At 56.2% G+C, this 13,830-nt stretch carries 12 protein-coding genes; 8 read left to right on the plus strand and 4 right to left on the minus strand.

Features of this window, described 5'->3' with window-relative positions; genetic code table 11:
* The first annotated feature begins 1 nt into the window (after position 1).
* Positions 2-958 carry a lipoyl synthase gene (gene lipA / locus MY069_RS00230; protein WP_482795071.1) on the plus strand — a complete coding sequence of 319 codons (957 nt, stop codon included), beginning with the start codon at positions 2-4 and terminating at the stop codon, positions 956-958.
* Positions 951-1,412 (plus strand): type II toxin-antitoxin system RatA family toxin, encoded by a 462-nt coding sequence (locus tag MY069_RS00235; protein ID WP_482795072.1) that lies wholly within the window; start codon positions 951-953, stop codon positions 1,410-1,412. The genes lipA and MY069_RS00235 overlap by 8 nt, the downstream gene beginning before the upstream one ends.
* Here MY069_RS00235 and mnmA read toward each other — a convergent pair.
* From mnmA to MY069_RS00255, 4 genes are all read right to left on the minus strand, one after another.
* Positions 1,409-2,608 carry a tRNA 2-thiouridine(34) synthase MnmA gene (mnmA, locus tag MY069_RS00240; protein WP_482795073.1) on the minus strand — a complete coding sequence of 400 codons (1,200 nt, stop codon included), beginning with the start codon at positions 2,606-2,608 and terminating at the stop codon, positions 1,409-1,411. The genes MY069_RS00235 and mnmA overlap by 4 nt on opposite strands.
* Before the next feature lie 99 nt (positions 2,609-2,707).
* Positions 2,708-3,556 (minus strand): TauD/TfdA dioxygenase family protein, encoded by an 849-nt coding sequence (locus MY069_RS00245; RefSeq protein WP_482795074.1) that lies wholly within the window; start codon positions 3,554-3,556, stop codon positions 2,708-2,710.
* Positions 3,557-3,615: 59 nt separating this feature from the next.
* On the minus strand, positions 3,616-4,104 hold the full coding sequence (locus MY069_RS00250; protein WP_482795075.1) for a CinA family protein: 489 nt from the start codon (positions 4,102-4,104) through the stop codon (positions 3,616-3,618).
* Positions 4,105-4,120: 16 nt separating this feature from the next.
* Entirely contained in the window at positions 4,121-5,260 is a 1,140-nt protein-coding gene (locus MY069_RS00255) for a bifunctional 2-C-methyl-D-erythritol 4-phosphate cytidylyltransferase/2-C-methyl-D-erythritol 2,4-cyclodiphosphate synthase (protein ID WP_482795076.1), read from the minus strand.
* A 119-nt stretch (positions 5,261-5,379) separates the two neighbouring features.
* On the opposite strand from MY069_RS00255, the gene MY069_RS00260 reads away from it, so the two are divergent.
* The 6 genes from MY069_RS00260 to trkA all read left to right on the plus strand — a co-directional run bounded on the left by MY069_RS00260 (position 5,380) and on the right by trkA (position 13,830).
* Entirely contained in the window at positions 5,380-6,369 is a 990-nt protein-coding gene (locus MY069_RS00260; protein ID WP_482795077.1) for a tRNA dihydrouridine synthase, read from the plus strand.
* Positions 6,366-7,421, plus strand: a complete 1,056-nt coding sequence (locus tag MY069_RS00265) for a two-component system sensor histidine kinase NtrB (protein ID WP_482795078.1) — start codon at positions 6,366-6,368, stop codon at positions 7,419-7,421. The genes MY069_RS00260 and MY069_RS00265 overlap by 4 nt, the downstream gene beginning before the upstream one ends.
* Positions 7,418-8,788 carry a sigma 54-interacting transcriptional regulator gene (locus MY069_RS00270; protein ID WP_482795079.1) on the plus strand — a complete coding sequence of 457 codons (1,371 nt, stop codon included), beginning with the start codon at positions 7,418-7,420 and terminating at the stop codon, positions 8,786-8,788. Before MY069_RS00265 ends, MY069_RS00270 begins: the two co-directional genes overlap by 4 nt.
* A gap of 76 nt (positions 8,789-8,864) precedes the next feature.
* Positions 8,865-11,075, plus strand: coding sequence for a sensor histidine kinase NtrY-like (locus tag MY069_RS00275; RefSeq protein WP_482795080.1), 2,211 nt, complete (start codon positions 8,865-8,867; stop codon positions 11,073-11,075).
* Positions 11,065-12,456, plus strand: coding sequence for a nitrogen assimilation response regulator NtrX (gene ntrX / locus MY069_RS00280; protein WP_482795081.1), 1,392 nt, complete (start codon positions 11,065-11,067; stop codon positions 12,454-12,456). Before MY069_RS00275 ends, ntrX begins: the two co-directional genes overlap by 11 nt.
* Complete coding sequence (trkA, locus tag MY069_RS00285; protein ID WP_482795082.1) at positions 12,457-13,830, plus strand: Trk system potassium transporter TrkA; 1,374 nt, start codon at positions 12,457-12,459, stop codon at positions 13,828-13,830.

The raw sequence follows: 13,830 nt of genomic DNA on the forward strand, positions 1-13,830 counted from the left end.
CATGGCAACGCTCATCGATAACAAGCCGCAATTTCGGCATCCAGAAAAACGGAACCGCCCGGACACACCGCTTTTGCGCAAGCCGGATTGGATCCGTGTGAAAGCGCCGACCTCTAAAGGCTATGCTGAAACGCGCGAGATCGTGAAATCGAAAGGCCTCGTGACGGTCTGTGAAGAAGCGGGCTGCCCAAATATTGGCGAGTGTTGGGACAAGAAACACGCGACCATGATGATTATGGGCGACACGTGCACCCGCGCCTGTTCGTTCTGCAATGTCATCACCGGTAAGCCTGCGCCATTAGAAGAAGATGAGCCTGAGCGGGTCGCCCAAGCCGTCGCAGAGATGGGGCTGCAGCATGTGGTCATCACATCGGTTGATCGGGATGATCTGGAAGATGGTGGCGCGATGCATTTCGTGCGTACAATCCATGCGATCCGTGAGGCCTCTCCGGAGACGACGATTGAGATTTTGACGCCAGATTTTCTACGCAAAGATGGCTGGGAAGCGAAAGTCATCGACGCCAAGCCGGATGTCTTCAACCACAATCTAGAAACTGTACCTCGGCTTTATCTCTCAATCCGTCCAGGCGCTCGCTATTTTCATTCGTTGCGTCTGCTCGAAAAGGTCAAAGACCGCGATCCCAACCAGTTTACCAAGTCGGGTCTGATGGTCGGGCTGGGAGAGAGCAAAGAAGAAGTCATGCAAGTGATGGATGATATGCGCTCGGCGGGCATCGATTTCCTGACCATTGGTCAGTATTTGCAGCCAACCCGCAAACATGCCGCGGTAGATCGCTATGTCAGTCCAGATGAGTTTGCCGCTTATGAAGAGATTGCGCGCTCGAAGGGATTCCTGATGGTGTCTTCCTCGCCGCTAACCCGGTCGAGCCATCATGCAGGCGAGGACTTTGCGCGGCTGCGGGCGGCGCGAGAGGCCCAGCTTAGCGGCGATGCCTAGAGTTTCCGAACAAGTTCTCATCGCGCATGATGCTGATGACTTATACGGATTGGTGCTCGATATCCGGAGATATCCAGAGTTCATAAAATGGATCACGAGTGTCACTGTTACCCACGAACACGGCGATCGCGACCATTCGTACACATGTCTGGGAACGGCTTCTGTTCATTTTAGCGGGTTTGACGAGAAATTCTCAAGCCATGTCAAAGGCGATCCCGTCGCCCGCAAAATTGACGTAAAACTCGAGCGGGGCCCATTCCGGCATTTGCGCAATCGATGGCAGTTCGACCCGCGCGAAGATGGTAAGACACGAGTGCACTGTTTCATCGACTACGAGTTTAAAAACCCCGTCTTGAGGCTCCTCGCACGCGCAAACTCGCGGATTGCGGTCGATCGCATAATTGACGCCTTTCGCGTCGAAGCCGATCGCCGATTTGTGAAGTCTGCGTCTTAAGTGCGTAGGCGCTCGTCTGCCGCAATCGTGGTTGCGATAAAGCCGCCGCCTAGAATTCGGGTTGAACCAGAAGCGTCATAAAGCACGCTCGCCTGTCCGCGCGCGACGCCTTCTTCCGGACGATCAAACCAGACGGCGGGTTGGCCATTATCAAAGCCGAGACGTCCGGGTGCGGGTTCGCGAGTTGAACGCACGCGGACCAAAACGGGTTCGCCGCGGATGCATGCATCTTCAAGCGTGCCATCGCCGAGCCAATTCAGCTCTTCCATCGTGAGCCCTGCTGTCAGCAAGGCTTCACGGGGTCCGACAATGACTTGGCGTGCGGGGGCATTGATCTTGACCACAAAAAGTGGCTCACCCGTCGCGACGCCGAGGCCGCGGCGTTGGCCGATCGTGTAATGAATGACGCCTTGATGCTCGCCCAGGACGCGGCCATCAAGGTGCACAATCTCGCCGCCGCGTCCTGAGCCAGGGCGCAGTTTTTCAACGACTTTTGCGTAGGAGCCCTCGGGCACAAAACAGATGTCTTGGCTGTCGGGCTTCGCCGCCACCGGCAGCGCGAAATGATCGGCCAGCGCGCGCACTTCCGTCTTTGGAAGGTCGCCTAGCGGGAAGCGCACATAGTCGAGCTGTTCCGCTGTGGTAGCAAACAGAAAGTAAGATTGGTCGCGGCTTGCATCCGCGGCGCGGTGCAGCTCTGGCCCATGTGCGCCATCTGTTCGGCGGATATAATGACCCGTCGCCAGGCAATCCGCGCCGAGGTCTTTCGCGGTTCGCAGCAAGTCAGAGAATTTCACGGTTTGATTGCAGCGAATGCACGGAATCGGCGTTGCGCCCGACAAATAGGTGTCGGCGAAATCTTCCATCACCTGCTCTTTGAACCGGCTTTCATAATCGAGCACATAATGCGGAATGCCGATCTGATCGGAGACATTGCGCGCGTCGTGAATGTCTTGCCCGGCGCAACAGGCGCCTTTCTTCTCAATCGCGGCGCCATGGTCATAAAGCTGCAGCGTGATCCCGATGACATCATAACCGCGCGCCGCGAGCAGAGCGGCCACGACAGAGGAGTCGACGCCGCCCGACATCGCCGCAACCACGCGCGTTTCTGAAGGCGGCTTCGGAAAGCCAAGGGAATTGAGCGCACCAGGCGCAGGACCGGGCTCGCGTGCGGCGAGCGCTGATAGGTCTAACATAAATGTCTCCAAACGGGTTCAAGGCCCGCAGCAGATGAGTTTGCCGCCTATATAGGCGAATAGGTTTGAAAAGCTATGCCCTCAGATCAGGCTGCCAGGTCACGCCGCAAAGAAAGGCTTGTCCCCTGCGATGGTGACCCGTTCCATGATGCGGATATTTGGGAAGTAGTCGCTGGCAGCGTAATGCTGACAGGCGCGATTGTCCCAGAAGGCAAGGGAGCCTGGGGCCCAGCGAAAGCGGCACTGATATTCTGGCAACCAGGCACGGCGATAGAGATAGTTGAGAAGCTCGTCACTCTCCGCGCGGTCCATGCCGACAATATGGTCGGTGAAGGCGATATTCACGTAAAGGCTGCGCTCGCCGGTCTCAGGATGGGTTCGGATCACGGGGTGTTCTTGCGGCGGGAACTTTTCGTGTAGCTTGGTCGCCTCTTTGTTGAGGCGTCTCGAGAACACCCGTGCTATGTCGTGGACGGCTGTCATCTCGCACAGCCGAGTTTTCAGATCTTCGTCGAGATCATTGTAGGCCATGACCATGTTTGAGAAGAGTGTATCGCCACCAATCTCGGGTAATTCAATCGCGCGGAGGATGGAGCCCAGAGACGGCTCGGCGCGCCAGGTCACATCTGAATGCCAATTATTCTCTTGGCCCTTCGAGTTTGGACCATGGGCGATGCGGAGGACTTCGGGATCAGGTTGATCCTTCGGAGTTGCCGGGTGGATTTCAAGACCGCCAAATTGGCTGGCAAACTCGATATGCTTCTCGCGGGTCAGCTCATGTTGGTCGCGGAAGAAGACGACTTGATATTTGAGCAAGGCCGCCCGGACTTCGTCGACGAGCGTATCGTCGAAATTCGCCAGATCAGCGCCAATTAGTTCCGCTCCAATCGCGGGGGAGAGCAAATGCGGCTCAAAGCGCGTGAATTCTGTGTTGGCGTCGTAGGCCATGTTTCCTCCGATATTTTCTTTCAGAGTAACACAGCAGAGCAGCAGGCCCTAGCGCGATTTTAAATTTGCGCGCGGATCATATTCAGGGCGGCTTCAACCGTCGCCATGCGAATCTCTGAGCGACCAATATCACCGAGTGCCAGCATCTCGTGCATCATCGCTTTGTTTTCGCGCGCGCAGGCGATGTGCACCGTACCGACGGGTTTCATTGGCGTGCCGCCGCCAGGCCCTGCTATGCCGGTCACTGCAATGGCGAGATTGGCGCGGCTTTGTTCCATAGCGCCTTCCGCCATCAGCCGTGCAACGGGTTCGGAGACCGCGCCATAATCAGCGAGCACGTCACCCGCCACGCCTAAAATTTCGGCTTTGGACTGATTGGAATAGGTTACAAAGCCGCGTTCTAACACTTTAGAAGAGCCCGCAAACTCGGTGAACAGGCCAGCGATCAGCCCGCCTGTGCAGCTTTCAGCGGTGACGATTTTGACTCGCCGCTCCATAGCTTCATCCATGATCAAAAGCGCGAGGTTTCGAATACGATCTGGGAACATAAAAATGACCTTAGTCTTATGACGCGAGGGGAGCCAATACTGCGCTGGCTTGGGCAGCGATGCCTTCGCGGCGGCCTGTGAAACCCAGACCCTCGGTTGTCGTGGCTTTGACGCTGATCGCCTCAACCGGCAGCCCGGTCACCTCAGCGGTGCGCAGGCGCATGGCCTCGCGATGCGGTTTGATTTTTGGCGCTTCGCAGATCAGGGTCAAATCACAGCTTGTGAGCGCCCAACCCGCATCGTGCACGATGGTGACGGCATGTTTTAAGAACACGTCAGACGGAGCGCCTTTCCATTGCGGGTCACTGGGCGGGAAATGATCGCCAATATCGCCGAGCGCCGCCGCGCCGAGGATCGCGTCGGTGAGGGCATGCCAGGCGACGTCAGCATCCGAATGCCCGACAAGGCTACGGGTGTGCGGAATAAACACGCCGCACAGCGTCACGCCGTCTCCTGGCTCTAAAGCGTGCACATCATATCCGGTGCCAAAACGCGGCGTAGGGGAAGGGGGCATTAAGAGGCGTTCCATACGGGCATGGTCTCCTGGATAGGTTATCTTAGCCAGCGTTTCATCACCCGGGACCAGCGTCACTTTGCCATTGGCCGCTTCAATCGCGGCAAGATCATCGACCAAGTCGTGCTCGCCGCTGAGTGCTGACCTTATCGCTTCGAACCGGAAGGCTTGCGGGGTTTGCACGCGATAAAGTTCTGAACGGTCCACGGTCGAGAGCGCTTCGCCAGTTTTGCGTTTCAAAGCGTCTGCGACCGGAAGCGCAGGGGCGGCGCCGTCCGCGGTCTCCAATGCTTCGATGAGTGAAGAGATAACGTCTGAGGAGAGGCCAGGGCGGGCGGCATCATGGATTAGGACCAGATCATCCGCGCCGAGCTCACAAGCGTCGAGCCCAGCCCGCACCGAGGCAGAGCGTGTGGCGCCGCCTTCCACGATCGAGACATTGGTGCTCGCAAAAGGTCGATAAGCTTCGGCCTCACCCGCTGGGACCACGAGCACACATTGACCGATCGCATCATGGTTTTGAAGTGCCTTCAATGACCATTGGAATACAGGTCGTCCGCCGAGTAGGCGAAGCTGTTTGGGGCGCTCGCCGCCTGCACGTTGACCTTGGCCCGCGGCCACTATGATCGCAGCAATTCTCATGCAGGCTGAATAACCGCTTGCGATAAAAAAGCCACAGGCCTTGCAGGAAGGTGTGGCGTATTTCAGTGCCGCACTTTTGTGCAGTGCAAAAATGTGGTTTTAAATCCGGCATGAAGAAAATGCCTTCTTTTCAGGCAGAGCGCGTCTGGCTCGCGCCGATGTCGGGTTCTACGGATGCTGCCTTCCGGCGCCAAGCCGTGCGCTATGGTGCGCCGACTGTCGTGTCTGAAATGGTCGCTGGAGAAGCGCTCGCTGCAGCGCGCCCGGACGTGGTTCGAAAGACTTGCCGTCATGAAGGTAAGGGCCTTTGGGTGGTGCAGTTGGCTGGCCGACGCCCTGAAGATATGCGGGTAGGTGCTGAAATTCTGATCGATGCTGGCGTCGATGTTATCGATATCAATATGGGGTGCCCGTCTCGCCAAGTAACGGGCGGAAATTCTGGGTCCGCGCTGATGCGGGAACCAGAATTGGCGATTGAGATCATTAAAGCGACGATCGAGGGTGCGCGCGGCACGCCTGTGACCCTTAAAACGCGTCTTGGCTGGGATCACGATCTCCTAAATGCGCCTGAGATTGCCCGCGCCGCTGTTAATCTCGGTGTCGAGCTTGTCACCATACACGGCCGGACTCGCTGCCAGTTCTATAAAGGACAGGCAGATTGGGCAGCGATCAAGACCACAGTAGATGCGGTGCCGGTGCCAGTGATCGCAAATGGCGATATCGAATCCGTAGAAGCTGCCCAAACTGCACTTGAGGCGTCTGGCGCTTTTGGCGTCATGATCGGTCGGTCCGCAATGGGGCGGCCTTGGTTGGTCGGCGAAATCGCCGCCTCTCTTTCTGGGGAGACTTTTGAGTCGCCATCTCTAACCGCACAAGTCGAAGGATTGTGCGAGCAGATCGATGATAGTCAATCGCTTTATGGCGCAGCGCTTGGGCTGAGGATCGTCCGGAAACACGTCTCGGCGCATATCGATAAAGTCGATTTACCGATGGCGGACGCGGAGCGTCGCGCTTTGCGAGCCGATCTCTGTCGCATGGAAGACGCCGACGCACTGAAGGCGGCGCTGCGACAAGTCTATGAGGCGCAAATTTTTAAGGTGGCAGCATGATGACAGCTTTGGATCTTGTTGGACTGGCGCCGTTCGCGCTCTTGGGGCTAGATGAGCGCCGGCGCGTGAATGCCGCCAACCCGGAAGCGCAATCTTTCTTGGGCCATTCTGAGCGGGCCATGTATCGCAAGCCGCTCAGCGAGATCTTGTTTCATGATTCACCGATTTTCGGATTGATCGATAAAGCTCAGGCTTTGAATGGGGATGTTTCGGCTCACGGCATTCCGCTAAGTGGTCCGTCGCTTCGCAAACCCCGCGTCTTGGACCTGCGCCTGCGCCCGCTCGCGGATGGCAGCATCATTATTGGCATGACCGAGGCAAATGACGCGACGGTTGTGAACAATAATCCGGCGGGCGTTGCCGCGTTCGGTCGGATTCTCGGTCATGAAGTAAAGAACCCGCTCGCAGGGATTTCAGGGGCCGCTCAATTGCTGTCGCGCAATTCTCGGGATGATCAGTCGGCGATGATCGATATCATTTTGAGCGAGACGCGACGGATTGAGCGTTTGGTCTCGCGCCTATCAGCCTTTGAGTTGTTTTCATCTCCCGCGAAAGAAGTGCTCAATATTCACGAGCTGCTCGACCGAGTGATCGCTGCGGAAGAAGCCGCGCATCGCGGAAAAGTTTCTATTGTCAGGTTCTACGACCCCTCTCTACCAGATATCGAGGCCGACCAAGATCATTTGCACGAGGCCATCCAAAACATTCTCCGGAATGCTGTCGAAGCCACGCTGGCGCATACGCAAAGTCTACAGATTCAAGTTGAAACGGCGTTTGAAACCAGTTTTGCGATCGCTGGCAAAGGCGGGTCAGAGCGCCTGGGTCGTGCGATCCGGGTGACGATTGAAGACAATGGCCCTGGCGTGCCGCCTGAAAAGAAAGCTCGCATGTTCGATATGTTCATGTCGTCGAAATCCGGAGGGCGGGGACTCGGATTGAGCGTCGTCAACGAAATCATCTCCGCGCATAATGGCCGCATAAAAGTCGACAGCAAGCCCGGTCTCACGCGCTTTTCTCTCTTCCTCCCATTGCCGCGAACCAGCAAGTCATGAGTCAAAAAACCGTTCTTCTCGCTGAAGACGATGCAAGCATCCGTCTGATCGTCAATCAAACACTCGTCACAGCGGGCTATGCCGTACGTGCCACGAGCTCTCCGGAAGCGCTGGATCGTTGGGTCCGCAACGGGGAAGGCGATATCGTCGTCACCGACGTATACCTGACCGACACACCGATCTTTGAATTGCTCCCATCGTTCAAACTCGTCCGGCCAGAGCTGCCAATCATTGTGATGAGCGGGCAGAATACGATTCTAACCGCGGCCTCAGCCGCTCAACACGGCGCTTATGATTATTTGCCGAAGCCGTTTGATATCGATCAGCTCACCGATTTAGTCGGTCGGGCGTTGAATGACGCAAAACCAGCCGCAGGGTTTGCTGCGAAGAAGACCGACAGTGATGCTAGCGGGACTGGCTTGCCGTTGGTTGGTCGCTCGGCGGTGATGCAGGATGTATATCGCATCATTTCGCGAGTGATGAATACAGACCTGACCGTCTTAGTCGAAGGCGAGTCTGGGACTGGGAAAGAGCTGGCGGCGCGCGCGATCCATGATCTCGGTCATACCCGTAATGGGTCTTTCCATTCGCTCGATTTGGCAACGCGACCGGCACAAGATGTGAGTTCTGAGCTTTTTGGGTCCGACGCTAAGCCTGGTATCGCGTTTGATGCCGAAGCGACGATCTATTTGGATGAGGTCGGCGATCTTAGCCAGGAGGCTCAAACTCAATTGGTCAAACTGATGCGAGAAGAGGGCGGGGCTCGGATTATTGCCTCAACGCGGCAACCCTTGTCTGCGCTCGTCGAAGCCGGCGATTTTCGCGAGGATCTTTACTACCGCATGAATGTCGTGCGGATTGAAATGCCGCCGCTCCGGCGCCGCAAAGAAGACATTTCGGAACTCGTCAAAGCCTTCTTAATCCGAGCAGAGGCGCGCGGGTTAGCGCAAAAGCAAATCGCACAACCCGCAATGGATCTGATGATGGCCTATGACTGGCCGGGCAATGTTCGCGAATTGGAGAATTTGATATTCCGCCTCGCCGCACTGTCACCGGATGCCACAATCTCTCAGCGGGACATCGAGCGAGAACTGCGCGCGGAAAGCTTGAAAGAGTTAAGCCCAGAAGCTTCGCTAGAGGGCGAGATTGAAACCCTGCTACATCGATACGTGATGGCAGACTTGCTCAAGGGTGAGGAACAGGGCGAGAAGATCTATCAGTCCGTGCTTGAGCAAGTCGAACGCCCGCTCATCAAGCTGGCTCTAAGCGTCACATCCGGCAATAAATTACGGACCGCAGCTCTCCTCGGGGTTAATCGCAACACTTTACGTGCCCGAATGACGGTTTTGGGAATGACAGAAGACTGATTGACCTTAGGGGCAAGTGTTGCTCTAAATCACCAGTGTTGCTGAATGGCGACAGTGTGTATTTGAGGTCCCAAATTTGGCTTCCCGCGTACTGGCTACTCTTCGTCGCAATGGAGGGCTTTGGTTTCAAGGCCTGTTTGTGCTCGCGGCTATTCTCTGTGCCACAGCGACGGTGATCCTGCTCGACCGAAGCGGACCAACTGAAGAAATTCCAGACACATTGATGACATTCCTGGTCATCAACTCTTTGATCATCGTGGTTTTGGCCTGGATGGTGATCACGCGCTATCTCGCGATCCGCAAATCCCACGCTGATAAAGGCGCGGGCGGTGGACGACTGACCCGCCGGTTCATGCTGCTCTTTGGAACGGTTGCAATGATCCCAGCGATCATTGTCTCGCTCTTTCTTTGGTTCACCACCACAAGAGGCATCGATACTTGGCTGGGCGAGACCGTCCTTACGCTCGTCGACGAGATTGCCACGATCTCAGCTGAAAGCGGAGAAGAGTTCGCTGTCAGGTTCGAAACCGACGCGCAGGCCGTGGCAGATGACGTTGACTCCGCTGTCTCCGAATTTGAAGCCGATCCTGAAACCTTTGAGCGAATCTTCAGTCTTCTCGCGACGTATCGCGATTTCTCGGCGGCCTATATTATCGATCGTGACGGCGTGCCGATTGCCCGCGCTGAGAATATGAGTGCGCCCCAACATTATGGCCGACCGGCAGAGAGCTTCTATCAAGCGGCTGATCAGGGTGAGACGGTCGCGGTACTCCGGCAACAGCAAGGCTACACATTCGCGCTGATCAAGCTGCAGAGCTTTGAGGAAAATTACCTCTATTTGGCGCGGCCGATTAATCCCGAATTATTCGCCCGTTTGGAGCGCGCGCGCGCAGCCGGGGCTGAGTATCGGCTCGCGCAAGATCAAAGCAACATGATTGAGACGCTGTTTGTGATCTCATATTTGCAGATCGTGGCGCTGGCGCTATTGCTCTCAGTGCGATTGGCGCAAGAGATTGCCGACCGAATATCGCGACCCATTTCCAGCCTCGCCACCGCTGCCCTTGAAGTTAGTGAGGGACGGCGAGGAGTATCTGTGCCTCTGCCGGACCCAGAAGATGAGGTCAGGCTTTTATCCAACTCGTTCAACATCATGACCCAGCAATTGGATGAGCGGCGGGACGATCTCATCTCTGCGCGGGAAGAGGCGGAAGAACGGCGCCAATTCTTAGAAACGCTCCTGGTGGAGTTGAGCGCCGGGGTCATTCGGACTGATCAAGCTGGGATCATTACGATTGCCAACCGTTCGGCGGAAAACTTGCTCGGTATGGGCGCGCTTGAGGGCAGTATTCTGGCTGAAATCAGCCCCGAAATCTGGGACTGCGTCGACCCCAAAAAAGCGCTTAGCGCCCGCGATGACGCTTTTATTAATTTGATGACCAGCGACGGGTTGAAACATGTCCGGGTCAAAGTGACCTCAGACACAGTTGGCGGACACGTCGTAACACTTGATGATGCGACCCGCTTGATCTCCGCGCAACGCCAACTGGCCTGGCGCGATGTGGCCCGCCGGATCGCGCACGAGATCCGCAACCCGTTGACGCCGATTCAACTCTCAACCGAACGCATACGGCGCCGCTATGGTGAGCAGATCGATGATAAGGACGGCGTATTCGAGCGCTGCATCAATACGATCCTCCGCCAGGTCTCAGACATTGGTCGGATGGTGCAAGAATTCTCAGACTTCGCGAGGATGCCGAAGCCAACCCCGAGCCGGTTCGATCTCGCGGCATTGATTACAGATGTCGTGTTCGCACAGCGTGTGGTCAATCCGGACTATCAATTCCAGCTCGATATGCCGCCAGAAGGGCTCGCCATTCGCGGCGATGAGCGTCTGCTGGGGCAAGCCTTCACCAATATTGTCAAAAACGCTGCTGAAGCGCTGTCGCGGCGGCCGGAAAATGACGAAACGCAAGGGCAGATTCGGATCGCCGTTCGTCCAGCAGATGATGAAGGCTTCATCCTGATCGAAATACAGGACAATGGTCCTGGCTTCCCGGAAGAAGCGCGCGAACAGCTCTTAGAGCCCTATGTGACCGCGCGCGAAGGCGGAACTGGCCTGGGTCTTGCCATCGTGAACCGGGTCATCATGGATCATGGCGGTAGCGTGCAATTATTAGAACCAGAATTTGGGGCGGACGGGGCAATCGTGAGAATTGTTCTGCCTTTGAGCATCACTGACTCTTCGGGAGCGGAGCAGCAGACTTTGGAGTATGCGAATGAGTACTGATATCCTCGTCGTCGATGACGAACCCGATATCCGCGAGCTAATCGCGGGCGTATTGGAAGATGATGGTCATGGGGTGCGGACCGCCGCCACGGCTGAATCGGCTATTCAAGAAGTTCGATCGCGCACGCCGAGCCTGGTTGTCCTGGATGTCTGGCTGCAAGGCAGCGATATGGACGGCCTATCGGTCTTGAAATATCTCAAGGCGATTGATCCGCTCCTACCAGTGATTGTGATCAGCGGACACGGCAATGTCGAAACTGCTGTCGCCGCAATCCGCCGGGGTGCTTATGACTTTATAGAGAAGCCGTTCAAGGCCGATCGCCTGCTGCATCTCGTCTCCCGCGCGATTGAGTCGGCTAAATTGAAACGTGAGAATGAGGCGCTTCGTACGCACAATTTCTCGGTCTCAGAATGGATTGGCGCCAGCGGCGCAGCGCAAGCCCTGCGCGCTCAAATTGAGAAAGTGGCGCCGACGAATTCTCGGGTTCTGGTCTCAGGCGAGGCCGGTGTCGGCAAAGAACTATGCGCCAAACTGATCCACGATTATTCGCGCCGCGCGGGTGGGCCGTTTGTGGCTGTGAACGCTGCGAACATTGCACCAGAGCAAATGGAACGAGAGCTCTTCGGGGAAGAAGATTCTTCTGGCATGCCGGTCAAGATTGGCGTGTTCGAGCAAGCCCATGGCGGCACGCTCTTGCTCGATGAAGTGGGCGACATGCCGCTCGGCACGCAGAGTAAAATCCTACGGGTCTTGACCGAGCAACGCTTCCAACGTGTTGGTGGCGGCTCCGATGTGCGGGTGGATGTGCGCGTAATGTCCTCTTCGACCCGTGACCTTGAAAAAGCAATTGAGGCGTCGGCCTTCCGCAAAGATCTTTATTACCGGTTGAACGTTGTGCCGCTTGGCGTCCCGTCTTTGGCAGAGCGGCGGGACGATATCCCGGCTTTGGTCGAGTATTTTAGCTCTCGGATCGCCGACTCTTCTGGCCTCACGCCGCGTTTGTTCAGCAAGGAGGCGCTGGCGGTGCTGCAATCGATGAATTGGCCAGGCAATGTTCGGCAGTTGCGGAATGTGGTTGAGCGGGTTCTGATTCTATCGCGCGACAGCAGCAATAGTGTGGTGACGGTTGAGGAGCTGCCGCTAGATCGTGATGTCGGTGAAAGCGGCGATGGTATGGGCGTGTCAGCAGACTTTGTTGGGCTCTCGCTTCGTGATGCGCGTGAACAGTTCGAGCGGGACTATCTGACCCTGCAAATCACTCGGTTTGACGGAAATATTTCCCGTACAGCGGAGTTCATCGGCATGGAACGGTCAGCTCTACACCGAAAATTAAAGGCGCTTGGTGTAAACGCATCGGCGAGTCGTACGGAAACCCGCTAAATGCGTGTCATCATCTGTGGTGCCGGACGGGTGGGCCAGGGCATTGCTCGCCACCTCTCACAAGAGCATCATGACATTATTATGATCGACGAAAACCATGCTCTGATTGAGCAGGTTCAGATCGATTTTGACGTCCGCGGTGTCGTAGGACATGCCGCGCATCCAGATGTCTTGCGCGCAGCTGGTGTCGATGCTGCCGATATGCTGATCGCAGTGACACATTTCGATGAGATCAATATGGTGATCTGCCAGATCGCCGATACATTGTTTTCGGTTCCAACGAAAATTGCGCGTGTGCGCGCGCAAGCCTATTTGGATCCGGTCAATGCAGAGATTTTCTCCAAGACCGCGCTTCCGATTGACTTGATCATTTCGCCAGAGATCGAGGTCGGAGATGCCATTCTGCGCCGCATACGGGCGCCGAGTGCGGTATCAAGCATCTCATTCGAAGAAGGTGAGTTGCAGATCTTGGGCATGAAGGTTCAAGACAATAGTCCGCTCTTAGAAACTGCCTTGGATCAGATTTCAGGTCTGTTTCCAGATCTCGGCGCGCGGGTGATCGGGATTAAGCGCAGCGCCTCCGTGTTTGCGCCGCGCGGCAATGATCAGCTCCAGCCTGGCGATATGGCTTATGTTGCGGTAACGCGCCGCTCGACCCCGCGGCTCAACAAATTATTCAATCGCGATGTTGAAGAGCATAAGCGCGTTGTGATTGTCGGCGGCGGCAATGTCGGGACGTATGTAGCGAGCGAGCTTGAAAAAGATGGCCGAGTTCGCGTGCGGATCATCGAGGCGGACGCAGCGCAAGCCGATAAAGCCGTGTCAGCTTTAAAACAGACCATTGTGATCCATGGAGATGGCTTGTCGCGCGACATGCTTGAAGAAGCCGGCGCTGATCAGGCGGACATCGTGATTGCGATCACCAATGATGACAAAACCAATATGTTGATTGGGAAACTCGCTAAGCAGCTCGGCGCCAAGCGGACGCACGCCCTGGTCAACGCCTATGAGTTGGTCGCCATTTCTCAAGATCTTGATATTGATGCCGTGCTCGATCCGCGGGCGTTAAGTGTCTCTAAAATCCTGACCAAGCTGCGGCGCGGGAGAATCGTTTCCGTACAATCGCTTGAAGATGGTGCTGCAGAGATCGCCGAGGGTGTGACGCTGGATTCATCCCCTCTCATCGGCAAACCGGTCGATTATTCCCATTTGCCAGATGGAGTGACTGCAGCGGCGATTATTCGCAATGATGAGGTGATCTTTCCGAATGCAGAGACGATGATCCATACAGATGACCGTCTGTTCTTATTCTATGAGACCAGCGCGACGCGAAAAGTCGAGCAATTCTTTAGGGTTAGCGCCGATTTCTTCTAG

The sequence above is a fragment of the Hyphomonas sp. ske169 genome (assembly GCF_056850855.1).